The organism is Paraperlucidibaca wandonensis (assembly GCF_042677145.1).
Lineage (GTDB): Bacteria > Pseudomonadota > Gammaproteobacteria > Pseudomonadales > Moraxellaceae > Perlucidibaca > Perlucidibaca wandonensis.
In genome coordinates, this window is sequence record NZ_JBHTIT010000001.1 from 694872 (window position 1) to 710696 (window position 15825).

Below are 15825 nucleotides of genomic sequence, written 5' to 3' on the forward strand. Positions count from 1 at the left end.
TGCGTGAGCCGTTTAACAGCCTGTTTTGCCGCGCTAAAAGCTAGCGGCACCAAAGCCTTAATTCCCTATATTGTTGCTGGCGATCCAACACCAGAAATTACCGTTGATGTTCTGCATGCGCTTGTCACCGCAGGCTCCAATGTGCTCGAAATTGGCGTGCCATTTTCTGACCCAATGGCTGATGGTCCGACCATTACCTTGGGCCATGAACGTGCATTGACACATCACGTCTCATTGCGTGATGTACTAAAAATGGTCACCGAGTTTCGCCGCAAAGATAGCCAAACACCGATTGTCTTGATGGGCTATTTAAACCCCGTCGAGGCCATGGGTTACGCTACTTTTGCCGATGCCTGCGCTGAAGCGGGCGTTGATGGTGTGCTCACTGTAGACATGCCGCCAGAAGAGGCTGATGAGCTAATGGCAGAATATAAGCGAGTGGGCATCGATCCAATTTACTTGCTCGCACCAACTACTACCATGGCCCGCGCCGCCCGCATTACCGCAGCAGCCAGCGGCTATGTGTATTATGTCTCGCTTAATGGCGTAACCGGCTCTGCCGCGCTCGATGTTGGCGCGGTAAGCGCACGTATTGCCCAACTGCGTACTTTGACGCAATTGCCCATTGGCGTTGGTTTTGGTATCAAGGATGCCGAATCTGCCGCTGCTGTGGCGCGTGTCGCTGATGGTGTCGTGGTGGGCTCAGTATTAGTGCAGCGTATGGGCGAGCTTGCCGCTACGCCACAACAAATTCCTGCTGCCGTAGCGAATATTTTAGCGCCGCTACGCGCTGCAATAGATCAGGCCTGAGGGCCGAGTCAGCGTGAGCTGGCTCATAAGGAGTCATCGATGAGTTCGAGTTGGTTAGAGCGCATTCTTCCGAATGTTGGTGCCCAGTCTGCAGCCGATCGCCGTGTTGCGGTGCCTGAGGGCCTGTGGCGTAAGTGCCCCAAGTGTGAGTCCGTACTCTATCAAGCAGAGGTTGAGCGTAACCAACATGTCTGCCCTAAATGCCAGCACCATTTACGCATTGGTGCACGTCACCGTATCGACATCACTCTCGATACCGAAGGTCGTGAAGAGCTAGGGCAGGAACTATCGCCTGTCGATATTTTACGCTTCAAAGATTCCAAGCGTTACAGCGATCGCCTAGCCGATGCTCAAGCAAATACTGGCGAAAAAGACGCGCTAGTGGTGATGAAAGGCACAATCAATGAGCTGCCTGTTGTTGTCGTCGCTTTCGAATTTGACTTTATGGGCGGCTCCATGGGTTCAGTTGTGGGATCGCGCTTTGTTTTGGCAGCTGAGTATTGCTTGAAGCACAGAGTGCCTCTGATTTGCTTCGCGGCCTCTGGCGGTGCCCGTATGCAAGAGGCGCTATTTTCGCTGATGCAAATGGCGCGTACATCGGCTGCTTTGGAGCGTATGAAAGAGGCTGGCGTACCTTATATTTCAGTGCTCACCGATCCTGTTTATGGCGGCGTCTCGGCGAGTTTAGCCATGCTTGGTGACATTAATGCCGCAGAGCCAAACGCCTTAATCGGCTTTGCCGGCCCGCGCGTGATTGAGCAAACCGTCCGTCAAAAATTGCCTGAGGGCTTTCAGCGCTCGGAGTTTTTGCTCGCTCATGGCACGGTCGATGTCATTATTCATCGCCACGAAATGCGCGATAGCTTATTCCGCCTACTCGCTAAATTTATGCACTTTCCCGTGTGATCAAACCGGTAGATGCCCGCATGATGTCTGCGTTAGATGAAAATGCCAAAAGCGTCAGCGATTGGCTTGCGATACTTGAGCAGCGTCATCCAAGCGCGATTGATCTTGGTCTTGAGCGTGTTGGCGAGGTAGCCGACCGACTCAATCTGCGCCAATTTCCCTGCCCTGTAATCACCGTTGCAGGCACCAATGGCAAAGGCTCGACCGTGGCGACTATTGTCGCCATTGCGCGTGCTGCCGGATGGCGCGTGGCCAGCTATACATCCCCACATTTAGTGCATTTTCATGAGCGTATTAATTGCGATGGCGCATTCATTTCCGATGCAGATTTAGTCAATTCGCTTGATGCTATTGAGGCTGTGCGTGCCGACACCTCATTGACCTATTTCGAACACACCACGCTTGCTGCTTTTTACTGGTTTCAGCGCCAAAACCCAGACCTGCTTGTGCTTGAAGTGGGATTGGGTGGGCGCTTAGACGCTGTTAATTTAGTAGACCCCAGCGTGGCTGTTATCACTAATATCGGCCTCGATCATACCGACTGGCTAGGCGATAACTTAGCCAGCATTGCGCGTGAAAAGGCTGGCATCATGCGTGCCGGCCGCCCAGTAATCTTAGGCGAGCGCGAGCCACAAGCTGTGCTGATTGAGCATGCTCAAGCCTTAGATGCACCGACTTGGGTGAAAGGCCGAGATTACGATTTTGCTGTTAAGGCCGATCGGGGCGCATGGCAGTATGGTGATTGGCTTTTGCCTTTGCCGAGCGTGGCCTTAGACAACGCCGCTACGGCCATTGCTGCATTGCAAGCATTGGCAGAGCTCACGGATAAACCTATTGCCGCTGCAGAAATAGCTGAAGGTCTGCGCCAAACTAGTGTTGCAGGGCGGATGCAGCGCCTGCCTTGGCCTAAGAATCTTGCAGGCAAGGCATCTGTGCCTGAGCTAATACTAGATGTCGCGCACAACCCTCATGGCGCTAAGTTTTTATGGCAGCACATAGCGCCGTTGGCTGCACCAGGGCGCACCATCGCGGTCTTGGCCATGCTTGCCGATAAAGATAGCGCCGGCGTGATGGCGAGCAGTAAGGCCTATGTCGACAGCTGGTGTTTGGCCAGTTTGTCGTGCCCTCGCGGACAGTCCGCTGCGGCATTGGCAGATATAGCAGCAAGTATCGATTTAACTGCGTGTTCTGCGCACGATAGTGTGGCTGAGGCGTTAGCATCTGCTCGTCTTCAGGCTACTGAGCACGATAGAATTGTCGTCTTTGGTTCGTTCTACACGGTTGCCGCCGTGTTGGCACTCAGCGAGTAAGCTATGGAAAAAGTGATTGGGCAGCGTGTTTTAGGCGGTGTGGTGTTAGTAGCAGCCGCTATTTTATTTTTGCCCATGGTATTGGAGGGTGCCGGTGTTGCTGCGTTGCAGCCGCCAGAGATCCCTGCGAAGCCCGCTGTGCCTACCGCCAATGACCTTGCGCCAGCGCTGCAAGACCAAGCAGCAGAGCTTGAGGCAAGTATTGCCGATAGTCATGGCGAACCAACATTTTATCCTGTGCAGCCGACTACTCAGGCCGCACCCGAAACAACCGAAGATGTTCCTGAGCGCTTTCGCTTAGCGGGCGAAAATGAAAAAACTAGTGCTCCGGCTGCTGCGAAGCCAGCTGCTCCAGCGCCAGTTAAAGTTGCGCCGACTGTAGCGGCTACAACTAAGCCAGTAGAGGTTAAATCGGCGGAGGCCAAGGTTGCAGCCGCGCCAGCTGTCGAGACCAAAGCTGCACCGGTCAGCAAGCCCGAAGCTAAGCCTGTCGTCAAAACTGAAGCGAAGTCAGATCCCAAACCAGCCATTAAAGCTGAGGCCAAGCCGGCTGGCCCAGGTTTACCAAGCGCTTGGGTTGTGCAAGTTGCCAGCCTTAGTAGCAAAGCCAGTGCCGATGACTTAGTTGCACGATTGCGCAAAAATGGCTTCCGTGCATCAGCTGTAGAGCAGGGCGGTGTATTTAAAGTGAGTGTTGGCCCTGAGTTAGATCGCGGCATTGCCGAGTCTTTAAAACAGCGCTTAAGCGCCGATGCTGAGCTCAAACTCAACGGTTTTATTGTGCCCTATCGCCCTTAAGTCCATGACGGCGCAAGTCGCAGTTGGTATGATGCGCGCCATCCGGCCTTAGCCTCCCGCCATTGACTCTGAGTTCTATGCATCCGGCAGATATCGTCATCTTGGTTGTGCTCGCGCTATCGCTAATCTTCGGATTCTGGCGTGGTTTGGTGCGCGAGGCGATCTCTCTCACCGGTTGGGTTCTCGCAATTTATCTCGCCCGCACTTACAACGAGCCTATGGCCGCATGGCTGGCACAGTGGGTCGGCACTCCCTCAATACGCCTCGTCATGTCCTATGGCGGCTTATTTTTAGGCACATTAGTGGTGTGCAGCCTTGGCGGATACGCCGTTAGCATGATGTTGCGCGCCGGCGGCTTAAGCCTTGTCGATCGATTTTTTGGCGGCGTCTTTGGTGTTGCCCGAGGCTTCGTGCTCTGTCTTGTCGCGCTCATGCTGATGGCACCGTTTATCGTTAACGATGCTTGGTTTCGCGAAGCCCAGCTACCGCGTGCCATCTTGAAATATGAATCCGTTGCTCGTCACCTGAAAGATCAGGCGATTACCATTATTCGTTCCCCAAATACTAGCGAGTCAGCTAGCCACTAAGCTCGAGAGGTCACCATGTGCGGAATCGTTGCCATCGCCGGCAAAGGCCCGGTTAATCAGGCACTTTATGACGCGCTCACGGTGTTACAGCATCGCGGACAAGACGCTGCTGGTATTGTCACCAGCGATAATCATCGCTTATTTCTGCGCAAAGACAACGGCATGGTGCGCGATGTATTTCATACCCGCCACATGCTGCGCTTGGTCGGCAACTATGGCATCGGCCATGTTCGCTACCCAACAGCCGGCTCGTCTAGTTCAGCTGAAGCGCAGCCGTTTTATGTCAACTCACCGTATGGCATCACGCTCGCGCACAACGGCAACCTGACCAACTCAGAAGCCTTGGCGAAAGATATTTATCGCTCCGATTTGCGTCACGTCAACACCGACTCTGACTCCGAAGTATTGCTCAATGTGTTTGCACATGAGCTGCAAATTCGCGGCAAAATTGTGCCCGGCATTGACGATATTTTTGCTGCTGTTGGCGGTGTGCATGTTCGCTGTAAGGGTGCCTATGCAGTCGTCGCAATGATCAGTGGCTACGGCATTATCGGTTTTCGCGACCCCTTCGGCATTCGCCCGATTATTTTTGGCGAACGCGACACCGCGAATGGTAAGGAATACATCATCGCATCGGAGTCGGTAGCGATTACTTCAGTGGGCTTCCGTGTTGTGCGCGACTTGAAGCCGGGCGAAGCGATTTTCATCGATAACGAAGGCAATATGCACACGCGCCAGTGTGCGGAGAATCCGGTGTATTCACCGTGCATTTTTGAGCATGTGTATTTCGCTCGCCCTGACTCGTTTATCGATAAAATTTCGGTCTATAAAGCTCGCCTGCGTATGGGTGAGACGCTGGCCAATACCATTTTGAAAGAGCATCCCGACCTAGAAATCGATGTGGTGATTCCGATTCCTGACACTAGCCGCACGGCGGCGTTAGAGTTGGCAAATCATTTGAACGTGAAGTACCGCGAGGGCTTCATGAAAAACCGTTATATCGGCCGCACGTTCATTATGCCGGGCCAGGGTCAGCGGAAAAAATCCGTACGCCAAAAGCTCAACCCGATTGAGCTCGAGTTTATGGGCAAAAATGTCCTGCTGGTTGATGATTCCATTGTCCGTGGCACCACCTGCCGTGAAATCATCCAGATGGCTCGCGATGCTGGCGCTAAGCATGTCTATTTCGCTTCGGCAGCACCGGCAGTGAAATATCCAAATGTGTATGGCATCGATATGCCTGCGCGCACGGAGCTGATCGCTCATGGCCGTACTGAGCAAGAAATTTGTGAGCTTATTGGCGCTGATGCGTTGATTTTCCAAAAGCTGGAAGATTTAGTCGCTGCTGCACGCGAAGGCAATCCCGATATCGAGCGCTTTGATTGCTCAGTATTTGATGGCGAATACGTAACTGGCGATATCGATGAGTGCTACCTCGATGCCTTACAAGCCTCGCGTAGCGATGGCGCTAAGCATCGAGTTCAGCAAGGGCCAAACCTCGTCGATTTATCCAACGGCGACTAATTTCTTAGTGTGAGGCAAGCATGTCTAACGAGCATTCCACCCCGAAGTTTGACACGCTTGCCGTGCGTGCCGGCAATATTCGTAGCGATCATGGCGAGCATTCAGAAGCTTTATTTCTGACCTCGTCGTATGTTTTTGCCTCTGCAGAGGAAGCTGCGGCACGCTTCGATGGCTCCAAGCCTGGCAATGTCTATTCGCGCTATACCAACCCCACAGTGCAATGCTTTGAGGAGCGCTTAGCCGCACTCGAGGGCGGTGAAAAAGCGGTTGCCACCAGCTCCGGCATGGCAGCGATTTTGTCCACCGTGCTAGGCCTGTTGAAATCGGGTGATGCTATCGTGACATCGCAAAGCCTATTTGGCACGAGCAATGTCTTGTTCACCAAATACGCTCATAACTTCGGCGTTAGCACCACCTTCGTGCCATTAGCCGATCTATCTGCATGGGAAGCGGCCATTACGCCGGCGACAAAATTGTTCTTTGTAGAATCGCCGAGCAATCCATTGGGTGAGTTAGTCGACATTGCCGCACTCGCCACATTGGCGCATAAGCATGGCATTTTGCTTGCCGTGGATAACTGTTTCTGTACACCGGCTCAGCAATTGCCTTTGGCGCTAGGCGCTGACTTGGTGATTCATTCCGCAACTAAATACATCGATGGTCAAGGCCGTACGCTAGGCGGTGCTGTGGTTGGTTCAGCGGTGCTTATTAATGAAATTTTGGGTGTTGTGCGTACTTGTGGGCCAACCATGAGCCCATTCAATGCCTGGGTCTTTCTCAAAGGCCTAGAGACCTTACGTATTCGTATGACTGCGCATGCGCAAAATGCCCTAGCCTTGGCGCAATGGCTGGAGCAGCAGCCGAACGTACTAGCCGTACATTACACCGGCTTGAAGTCGCACCCGCAGTATGAGCTGGCTTGTCGTCAGCAAAGTGGTTTTGGCGGCGTATTGTCGTTTGAGGTAGAGGGCGGGCGAGAAGCCGCTTGGCGCTTTATCAATGCGACTCAGCTGCTCTCAATCACCGCTAATTTGGGCGATACGAAATCGACAATTACTCATCCGGGCTCAACGACTCACGGGCGCTTAAGTCCTGAGGCAAAAGTGTTGGCGCGAATTAGTGAGGGGCTGATTCGCATTGCTGTCGGCCTTGAAGATATCGACGACTTGAAAGCGGATTGCGCGCGCGGGTTTGCTGCCCTTGCATGAGTAAACAGATGCCCGGTTACCGCCGGGTTTCGTATGCGCTTTTGCTCGGTGGCTTTGCCACTTTCTGGCTGCTGTATTGGCCGCAGCCATTGCTGCCGCACTTTGCCCGCGACCTACAGTTATCTCCAGCGCAAAGCTCATTTATCCTCTCTATTGCCACCGCCGCATTAGGTTTGGCATTAATCCCTGCAAGCCTACTCGCCGACCGCTTTGGCCGCCGCCCGGTTATGTGCTGGGCGATGTTCATTGCTGCTGTATTCACGGTGATGACTGCGTGGGCGCAAAACCTCGAGCAACTTCTCATGCTACGTGCATTAGCCGGCATTGCGCTCGCCGGCCTACCTGCGACAGCGATGGCTTATGCCGGCGAAGAGGTTGAGCCACGAGCAGTGGGTGGCGTGATTGGCATCTATGTTGCCGGCACCGCATTGGGTGGCATGAGTGGTCGTCTAGTCACAGCCGTAGTTGCTGAGCATTGGCCATGGGCAGATGCGGTCGCAGTAGTTGGAGTTGTCGGCGTACTTGCTGCTATCGTCATGTGGTGGTTTTTACCACCTTCTCAGCACTTTCACGCCCGCGCTTTGCCATGGTCTCGACAGGGGCGGCAGGCCTTTGCCGGCGCGATAAAAGCCATTACCTCCGATACCCAGCTCTGGGCGCTCTACATCACGGGATTTTTGCTTTTAGGCATATTTGTTGGGCTGTATAACTATTTAAGCTTTCGTCTTGAGTTGCCGCCATTTTCGCTCAGTTCGGCGGCTATCGGCGCTGTATTTCTACTGTATTTACCCGGCTCATTGGCTTCGGCGTGGTCGGGTCGCCTAACACGGCAGCTAGGGCGACCTGCAGCATTGGCTTGGATGTGGTTGCTGATGTTTCTGGGTTTATGGCTGTCATTGGCCAGTAACTTGGCTTGTCTTCTCGCAGGTGTGGCGTTGCTAACGTTTGCTTTTTTTGGAGCGCATGCCATTGCGAGTAGCTGGGTAGGGCAGCGCGCTGGCCAATATAAAGCATTGGCCGCCGCGCTGTATTTACTGAGTTATTACCTCGGCGCCAGCGTGCTCGGCACTTTGGCTGGTGTGGCCTGGGCTGGCCAAGGTTGGTTAGGCGTTGTCATCTTGCTGACATGTGCCTTGGCGCTTGGCATCGCATTACTCTGGTGGGTTTTACGCGCGTTTGATGAAACGTATGATGGCAATTAATACTACTGCACCAACAGTGGCAACGATGATGCTGGCGATAAAACCGCCGCTCGAAGCCAAGCCTAGTGCCTCAAATAGTTTACCGCCGATGACAGCGCCGACAATGCCCACGACGATATCGCCAATGATGCCGTAGCCGCCGCCTTTCATCACGACGCCAGCCAACCAGCCGGCAATTAGACCTACTATAATCATGCTTAACATAGACATCTCCGATTGATTTAATAATGCGCCACGATACAGTTTGTATCATGAGAGCGAGGCAAACGCGTAGCTAAGACAACAATTTGGCCACATGATAACTAACGGAAGTTGCACATCTTTGCATTGAAATAAGTACTCTTACTACTATATGTACGCGTTAGTTTATTTTCGTACGCGCTAAAAAGGCTGTTTTTTATGGCGTTGCTTCGCTGGTACAAACCGTCCACGAGCTTTTTGGCTTGGTTGGGCCTACTAACCTCGCTATTACTTGTCACAGTAATAGCCGTGACCTTGTCCGATTCGCGAACTCGACACGCTGCAAATATCAAGCTCAATAATGAGCTGCTACGCATGAGCGCTCTGCGCAGTGAGCAGTTTAAAAGTCGAATCGATGCGCTGCGCAATGACGTGCATTTTCTTTCGCGCTTACCCCCGTTAAAAGGCATGACCCGTGCGGCATTTCATGGCGGTATAGATCCGCAGCTACAGATAAGCTCCGATGTTTGGGCGCAACAACTAAATAATGTGTATTTGGCCTACCTTGAAACCAATCCAGCGCTTCTACAAATACGTTTAATCAGCGTCAAAGATGATGGCAAAGAGCTTGTTCGCGTTAATAAGCGTAGCGGAGTGGCAAAAATTGTACCCATGGATCAGCTGCAAAATAAGGCTGATACGCTGTATTACCGTGAGGTCTTAAAGCTTAAGCCACAAGAGATTTATATCTCACCACTAAATCTTAATCGCGAGTATGGCAAGGTTGAGATCCCGCATACACCAGTGCTCCGCTTAGCCACGCCAGTCTACACGCCAGATGGCCAGCTCTATGCCATGGTGGTACTAAATTACGACAGTAAAAGCTTATTGCAGAGTATCGAGGCGAGACTGCCTAGTTATGCTCAGGCCTACATCACTAATCCAGATGGCGATTTTATTCTGCATCCAAACCCTTCACATGAGTACGGCTTCGACTTAGGCAAGCGTTATCGTTGGCAAGACATGGCTACTGCTAATGTCACTGAGGCAGATATTCCGCATGGTATTACCCTCTGGAATACTATGGATGATCGCGTACTTCATGCTGCTTTTAGGTCTGTAACTATTGGCGATGGTCGTACTGCATACCCGTTGAGTATTGCCATCGCAACCGATGATCGAATGATCATGGACAATGTCATTGCGGCGCGAAAAACAGTCTTACTGAACATGCTGTTAGTCTCGCTTATTAGCATGATCTTTTTGCAGTTGTACTTAATTATTAGGCGACGTCAGCGGCAAATTGATATGCAGCAAAGTAGGCAAGCGGCGATTGTTGCCAGTGCCAGCGATGCCATTATTGTTACCACGTTAACCGGCACGATTTTGAGCTGGAACCAAGCCTCAACGCGGCTCTTTGATTACTCAGCGGAAGAGGCCATTGGCTGCGATATAGCCACGTTGATTGGCGGCGATACATCTGAAACCGCGAGTACGCAAAAAACGCTTAGCCAAGGCTTAACGGTGCCGCATTTCAGCACAAGCCGGGAGCAGCGCGACGGTAACGTAATTTATGTGTCGTGCTCGGTTTCGCCGGTACTGGATGCGCAAGGACAAGTCTCCGCCGTGGCGCATAGCCTGCGTGACATCAGCCGAGAAAAAGCTGCTGAGGCTGAGGTTTTAGCGCTCAATGCCAACCTTGAGTATCAAGTCGAGGAGCGCACAGCGGAGCTGCTGGTTGCTAAGGAGCGCGCTGAAGTGGCGAGTCAGGCCAAGTCTGCCTTTGTTGCCAATATAAGCCATGAAATTCGCACACCAATGAATGCGGTTTTGGGCATCACGCATTTGCTTGGCAAAACGAAACTCAGCGCCGATCAAACCAAATACCTAAACATGCTGCGCGGGGCAGGCGAGTCACTGCTAACGCTACTCAATGACATTTTAGACTTTTCGAAAATTGAAGCCGGCCACATGGCTTTGGTGGAGTCGCCATTCCGTCTTAATGATGTACTGAATGTTTTAGCCACCATCATGTCGGTTAACGCAGCGCATAAATCCATCGAGCTGATCATCGGTGTTGAGCCCGATGTTGCTGAAAGCTATGTAGGTGACGTGCAGCGCTTGCAGCAAGTGCTAGTGAATTTAGTTGGCAATGCCATCAAGTTTACGGAAGAGGGCGAGGTGGCTTTACTCGTCGACAATTATCGCGACTCAGAACTAGGACCTTGCGTGCGCTTTCGTGTGCGCGATACCGGCATTGGCATGACCGCTGACCAGCAGGCCGGATTATTCGCTCCGTTTTCGCAAGCCGACGCATCAATCACGCGCCGCTTCGGTGGCACCGGCTTAGGTTTGGCCATTTCAAAGCGCCTAGTCGCACTAATGGGCGGCTCCTTGCTCCTCAATAGTGAATTTGGCATGGGCACTGAGTTTAGTATTTGCATACCGCTAGCGCTTTCTGATTTAGACCTAGATATCCAACGGTCAGCGAATAAACTTGGCGATTTACGCGTACTAGTTGTCGACGACAATCCCACCAGCTGTGAGTATCTGTGCAAAGCCATTAAGAGTTGGGGCTGGCACGCCAGTGCAGCTGCCAGTGGCAAAGATGCTTTAGCCGTGATTAATCGCGCACAGGCAGCACACAACGCTTTCGATGTTTTGGTGCTGGATTGGCAAATGCCTGGCCTTGATGGTTTGGAGACTATGTCAGCAGTGCAGGCTGAACATCCTGAAGCATCCTGGCCGATGGTGATTATGGTCAGCGCCTTTGAGCAGTCAGAGATGCAGCTGGCCTTAGGCAAGCGCAGCATAGATGCGGTGCTAGTCAAGCCAGTGACTAGCTCAAATCTATTCGACACTTTGCATGAAGCGATAGCTAAGCAGCGCGGCGAAACCCTAGTGGCTCTGCCAAAAACAGTTGAGCAGCCATTACTAGGCGTGCGCATTTTATTGGTTGAGGATAATGCGCTAAACCGTTTTGTCGCCGGCCAAATGTTGACTCAGGCTGGTGCTGAGGTGCGTATGGCTGAGCACGGTGAGCAAGCCATTGAGGCGATAAAGTCTGACCCTAGCGCCATTGATTTAATCTTGATGGACATCCAAATGCCAGTAATGGATGGCATCACGGCGACCGAGTATTTACGCCAGAACGATCAGTGGAAAGGGCCTATTTTGGCAATGACTGCTGGCGTGCTCGACAGTGAGCGCGAGTCGTATTTGGCTGCAGGCATGAATGGCTTTATCGCCAAACCAATTATCCATGAACAAATGATGGCGTCGATTAAGGCCATTTTAGAGAGCCAACCTAAAGCTACTACTTCGGCCTTAGTTGCTGGCAAACGACCAGCGATTCCAGCACAAAAAATGTTAGCAGACTTCGATGTCTCGTCATTGTTAGCCTTGGCGCAAAACGACTCAGGCTATGTCGATGCTCTAGCTAAAATTATCGCTAAAGCGGTTGCCGCAGGCGTATCGCCACTAAGCGATGCTAATGCTGCTTGGATCGCCGGCGATAGTGATCGTGCCGCTGGAATACTGCATAGTTTGCGTGGCTCACTAGGCTCATTGGGCGCACAGCATTTTGCACATATTGCACTGCAGCTTGAGTTGGCCATTAGTGCCAATGACACCGCGCAAGTGCAGCCATTGTTCGATGCAACAACGGAGTCTTTGACTGCATCACTAACACAAGCCGCGCGTTGGCTAGAAAGTCGTCAGTAATAAGGAGCTGGGATGATTAAGGTTGTTGCAGCGATTGCCTTGCGTGATGGCTTAGTGTTGGTAGCTAGGCGTGCACTCGGTCAGCGCCAAGCAGGGCTTTGGGAGTTTCCTGGCGGTAAGATTGAGGCCGGCGAAAGCGAAGCAGAAGCATTGGCGCGTGAGCTGCACGAAGAGCTCAATATTGCTGCGCATATTGGTGAGGAATTTGCGCGCACGCAGCATCATTATGCCGATGTCAGCATCGAGCTAATTGGCCTGTTTACTGAATTGCCCGAGATGGACTGTGTGCTCAGTGTGCATGACCAAATCGATTGGGTGCCAATAGGGCATTTAGCAATGGTAGATCTAGCGCCTGCAGACATTGTATTAGCGCAAAAACTGATGCGTGAGTTTGCCTAGTCGCCATTTTGTGCCAGCAGATTGGCCGGTATGAAAGGTGATTTGTATGAAAAGTGTTGTTACTAAGTTTCACTCATGATGTATATTGCCAAACATAAGTAATACAAAAAAGGCAGTACCCCATGTTCATTTCATTTCGAAAGGCAACGTTTGTTGTTCTTGCTGCGTCTACAGCACTTTTAGCTGCCTGTAGCGACTCAACTAAAACGTCTACGACAACTCCTCCTACTCCACGCATAGATGCTGCCTGTATTGAGGCTGGCCCCAATGCTCGCGAGCAAGTCTTAACGCGACTATCTCTTGCCCGAGCCGGCGACACAGTGGCGTTTTGCGAAGGCTATTTTGAGATGTCCACGGGTTTGCTAGTCAATAGCAAAAACGGCATTACCCTGAAAGGTGCGGGTAAAGATAAAACTATTCTTAATTTTCTTAATAGCGACAGTGGTGAGGGCATTAATGCCAGCTACGCCGACGGCTTGATTTTGCAAGGCTTTACCGTGGAAGACACACCGGGCAACGGTGTTCGTGTGTTCCGCTCTGAGTCAGTGACGATTCGTGACGTTCGTGTGCGCTGGCACGATGCCGCTGGCCGAGATGAAACTAGCGATAAATACACGCCTCGCTCCGATGTCGGCGCTTATGGCTTGTATCCTGTTGAGACTCAACATGTCCTGATGGAGGATTGTGAGTCTCATGGCGCTTCCGATGCGGGCATTTATGTAGGCCAGTCTAACGACGTCATCGTGCGAAATTGCTTAGCGACATACAACGTCGCTGGTTTCGAGTTTGAAAATACCTACCGAGCATTATTTGAAGATAATGTGGCGACAAAAAATACCGGTGGGTTCTTAATTTTTGACTTGCCTGACTTGCGCCAGTACGGCGAAAAAAACGTTGTGCGTCGCAACAAATCCTATAACAACAACACGGATAACTTTGCACCAACTGGCAATATTGTAGGTCTTGTGCCACGCGGTACCGGTATGTTGGTTCTCGCATCAGATCAGCTAGAAATTTACGACAACGATATTACGGGCAACGACAGCTTCGGTATTGCAGTCGTTAACTATGGCTTAGTCGATCGCAACTATCCTGATCTGCGCTATGATTTTTATCCAGAAGGTATTGAGATTCATAACAACCGTTTCTCCGGTAATGGTCAGAGTCCGCAGCTGCCAATAGCCGATCGTGGTGTCGCCTCCGCCTTGCCTTTATTGATGCGCGTGAAGAACTTTGGCCGCGGCGCTGATATCGTGTGGGATGGCGGAGAAGATGTGCCTAACGATTGCACAGACTATCCTGTCGACGAAGATGGCATTGCGCTCAATAAGCCAAACAATGCCGAAACACGTTATGAGCCGCGAGTGGATGAGCGTGGCCGTCCTAACTACTATCGCTCCGATAAAGAGCCGACATGCAAATACAACGCATGGAAATTCGATGCCAAGAAAAAGCTGAAAAAGCCTGAGAATGGTTTGTGCTTGAGCAATAACACGCACCAGTCAAACCCATTGGTGACACCGTTCTTGAATGCTGGTTTGAGCCGCTCAGATATTGGCCCAGAGCTAATTCAGCAAATCATTGTGCCCGGAAGCAGTGATACCGCACCTTATGCTTGCGACTTACCAGACCGCCCAATTCCCGTGCTGAACCTGCCTTATAAAATAGTCGCAGAAGAAGCGGCACCACCTGATGCTGCTATCGCTGCTGCATGCTCCGCGGTTAAGCCAGGCCAAGTTAACTGGAATGCACTAGCAAAGTTTGACTGCCCTGAGCTGAGCCAGTATGGCCTGTTCAAAGTAGCCAATGATCCATTGAGCGGTGGCCAAGGTGCGTTCGTGATGCCTTACGAGCTCAATAGCACGCTGTTTTCTGACTATGCCAGCAAGTATCGCGTGATTTTCTTGCCGCCAAATGCTCAAGGTGGTGTGCAGCCAGCTAAGTATCAAGACAAAAAATCGACCAATAGCATCAATGAGTCACTGGACTTCCCCGTTGGCACCGTGATCTCGAAAACGTTCACTTTCCGCACGGAAGATGGTGCTGGCAAGCTGCTACGCGAACACATTGTCGAGACGCGATTGATCATCAAGCGTGACACTCCAGTTGGCGAGCGTTGGATTGGTCTGCCCTATGTGTGGCAGCAAGGCAGCGACGGCAAGCCAACGAAGGCTGTTCTAGCTTTAGCTGGCGATAATGTTGCTGTGCAGTGGGATTATCTAGATCCGAATCCTAATGTGAAGAAAAATAACGAACGCGCCCGCTATAAAGGTGCTTCTGCTGCCTATGCGGTACCAGCAGCATTGAATTGCATCACCTGTCATGGTGGCGATGACCGCCTAGGTGCTGCACCTATTGGGCCAAAAGCACGCAATATGGATCGCGGCATGAACAAAGACCAAACTGGGGAAAACCAGCTAGCATTTATGGCGCGTAAAGGCTGGCTCACCGGTTTTAATGCAGAGCCATCTAAGCGCGACGCTCCGATGGCAACAATGGAGATTCCAGGCAGTGGCCCTAGTAAGGCGCTACCAAATTCACCCCGCGATGTTCATGAGCGCGTGCGGGCTTATCTAGAAGTGAACTGTGCCTACTGCCATAACAGCAGTGGCGGCGCCTCTAACTCAGGCCTGTTCTTAGATAGCTTCCGCCCAGTAGACGTGCGCTACGGCGTGTGTAAAAAGCCTGTGGCAGCTGGTCGTGGTTCAGGTAATCGTGGGCACGATATTGTGCTTGGCAATGCCGCTGCTTCGATCATGAGCTTCCGTGTGGGCTCAGCTGAGGCTGGCGTTCGTATGCCGCCGATTGCGCGTAGTGTTGTCCATGGTGAGGCTTCAGCCTTGATCAACGAGTGGATTAATACTGAGTTGCCGGCTATTAATGCCAAAAATAATGATGAAGTGAAAAACGAAAACAGCTGTAATGACAGTGAGTTACCGCTACTGCTGACTGAGTTGCTGCCAGCAGAGTTGAGTAGCGTAATTGCGCAAATCCAAGAAGCCTCCGGCGGCCTCGTTAATATCAGTGCAGTTACTGATTTGCTCGAGTCCATCACTAAAGGTGTAACGGGTGCGTTATCGCCGACTCAGAAGAGTGAGCGCGCGATGAAAGGAACGCCAGCGGCTAACCGCTAGTTTCTTGCTGCACTGCTGTAGAAAAACGCCGTCTCCTGAAAGCC

The 15825-nt window shown here is 51.9% G+C and carries 12 protein-coding genes; 11 read left to right on the plus strand and 1 reads right to left on the minus strand.

Features of this window, described 5'->3' with window-relative positions:
- Window positions 1–3 precede the first annotated feature (3 nt).
- The 8 genes from trpA to ACFQ0F_RS03180 all read left to right on the plus strand — a co-directional run bounded on the left by trpA (window position 4) and on the right by ACFQ0F_RS03180 (window position 8345).
- Entirely contained in the window at window positions 4–810 is an 807-nt protein-coding gene (gene trpA, locus ACFQ0F_RS03145) for a tryptophan synthase subunit alpha (protein WP_340674948.1), read from the plus strand.
- 39 nt (window positions 811–849) lie between these two features.
- A complete protein-coding gene (gene accD, locus ACFQ0F_RS03150) occupies window positions 850–1716 on the plus strand; it encodes an acetyl-CoA carboxylase, carboxyltransferase subunit beta (protein WP_340674949.1) in 867 nt (288 codons plus the stop codon).
- Between the two features lie 20 nt (window positions 1717–1736).
- Window positions 1737–3026, plus strand: a complete 1290-nt coding sequence (folC, locus tag ACFQ0F_RS03155; RefSeq protein WP_379069072.1) for a bifunctional tetrahydrofolate synthase/dihydrofolate synthase — start codon at window positions 1737–1739, stop codon at window positions 3024–3026.
- Between the two features lie 3 nt (window positions 3027–3029).
- A complete protein-coding gene (locus ACFQ0F_RS03160; RefSeq protein ID WP_379069075.1) occupies window positions 3030–3824 on the plus strand; it encodes an SPOR domain-containing protein in 795 nt (264 codons plus the stop codon).
- 77 nt (window positions 3825–3901) lie between these two features.
- Window positions 3902–4411 carry a CvpA family protein gene (locus tag ACFQ0F_RS03165; protein ID WP_340674952.1) on the plus strand — a complete coding sequence of 170 codons (510 nt, stop codon included), beginning with the start codon at window positions 3902–3904 and terminating at the stop codon, window positions 4409–4411.
- Between the two features lie 15 nt (window positions 4412–4426).
- Window positions 4427–5935 (plus strand): amidophosphoribosyltransferase, encoded by a 1509-nt coding sequence (purF, locus tag ACFQ0F_RS03170; RefSeq protein WP_379069078.1) that lies wholly within the window; start codon window positions 4427–4429, stop codon window positions 5933–5935.
- A 20-nt stretch (window positions 5936–5955) separates the two neighbouring features.
- Window positions 5956–7143, plus strand: coding sequence for an O-succinylhomoserine sulfhydrylase (locus ACFQ0F_RS03175; protein WP_379069081.1), 1188 nt, complete (start codon window positions 5956–5958; stop codon window positions 7141–7143).
- Between the two features lie 8 nt (window positions 7144–7151).
- Entirely contained in the window at window positions 7152–8345 is a 1194-nt protein-coding gene (locus ACFQ0F_RS03180) for an MFS transporter (protein ID WP_340674955.1), read from the plus strand.
- On the opposite strand, the gene ACFQ0F_RS03185 is transcribed toward ACFQ0F_RS03180, so the two are convergent.
- Window positions 8310–8549, minus strand: coding sequence for a GlsB/YeaQ/YmgE family stress response membrane protein (locus tag ACFQ0F_RS03185; protein WP_340674956.1), 240 nt, complete (start codon window positions 8547–8549; stop codon window positions 8310–8312). The genes ACFQ0F_RS03180 and ACFQ0F_RS03185 overlap by 36 nt on opposite strands.
- 351 nt (window positions 8550–8900) lie before the next feature.
- Between ACFQ0F_RS03185 and ACFQ0F_RS03190 the strand changes: the two genes are divergently transcribed.
- The 3 genes from ACFQ0F_RS03190 (at window position 8901) to ACFQ0F_RS03200 (ending at window position 15781) form a co-directional block, all read left to right on the plus strand.
- Window positions 8901–12248 carry a response regulator gene (locus tag ACFQ0F_RS03190; protein ID WP_379069085.1) on the plus strand — a complete coding sequence of 1116 codons (3348 nt, stop codon included), beginning with the start codon at window positions 8901–8903 and terminating at the stop codon, window positions 12246–12248.
- A 12-nt stretch (window positions 12249–12260) separates the two neighbouring features.
- Window positions 12261–12647: a (deoxy)nucleoside triphosphate pyrophosphohydrolase gene (locus ACFQ0F_RS03195; protein WP_340674957.1), complete on the plus strand. Its 387-nt coding sequence runs from the start codon at window positions 12261–12263 to the stop codon at window positions 12645–12647.
- Window positions 12648–12769: 122 nt separating this feature from the next.
- On the plus strand, window positions 12770–15781 hold the full coding sequence (locus ACFQ0F_RS03200; RefSeq protein WP_379069088.1) for a parallel beta-helix domain-containing protein: 3012 nt from the start codon (window positions 12770–12772) through the stop codon (window positions 15779–15781).
- Window positions 15782–15825 lie beyond the last annotated feature (44 nt).

Coding starts and splice junctions, on each gene's coding strand:
- accD (WP_340674949.1), top strand. CDS start 850: ATGAGTTCGAGTTGGTTAGAGCGCATTCTTCCGAATGTTGGTGCCCAG.
- folC (WP_379069072.1), top strand. CDS start 1,737: ATGATGTCTGCGTTAGATGAAAATGCCAAAAGCGTCAGCGATTGGCTT.
- ACFQ0F_RS03160 (WP_379069075.1), top strand. CDS start 3,030: ATGGAAAAAGTGATTGGGCAGCGTGTTTTAGGCGGTGTGGTGTTAGTA.
- ACFQ0F_RS03165 (WP_340674952.1), top strand. CDS start 3,902: ATGCATCCGGCAGATATCGTCATCTTGGTTGTGCTCGCGCTATCGCTA.
- purF (WP_379069078.1), top strand. CDS start 4,427: ATGTGCGGAATCGTTGCCATCGCCGGCAAAGGCCCGGTTAATCAGGCA.
- ACFQ0F_RS03175 (WP_379069081.1), top strand. CDS start 5,956: ATGTCTAACGAGCATTCCACCCCGAAGTTTGACACGCTTGCCGTGCGT.
- ACFQ0F_RS03180 (WP_340674955.1), top strand. CDS start 7,152: ATGCCCGGTTACCGCCGGGTTTCGTATGCGCTTTTGCTCGGTGGCTTT.
- ACFQ0F_RS03185 (WP_340674956.1), bottom strand. CDS start 8,549: ATGTTAAGCATGATTATAGTAGGTCTAATTGCCGGCTGGTTGGCTGGC.
- ACFQ0F_RS03190 (WP_379069085.1), top strand. CDS start 8,901: ATGAGCGCTCTGCGCAGTGAGCAGTTTAAAAGTCGAATCGATGCGCTG.
- ACFQ0F_RS03195 (WP_340674957.1), top strand. CDS start 12,261: ATGATTAAGGTTGTTGCAGCGATTGCCTTGCGTGATGGCTTAGTGTTG.
- ACFQ0F_RS03200 (WP_379069088.1), top strand. CDS start 12,770: ATGTTCATTTCATTTCGAAAGGCAACGTTTGTTGTTCTTGCTGCGTCT.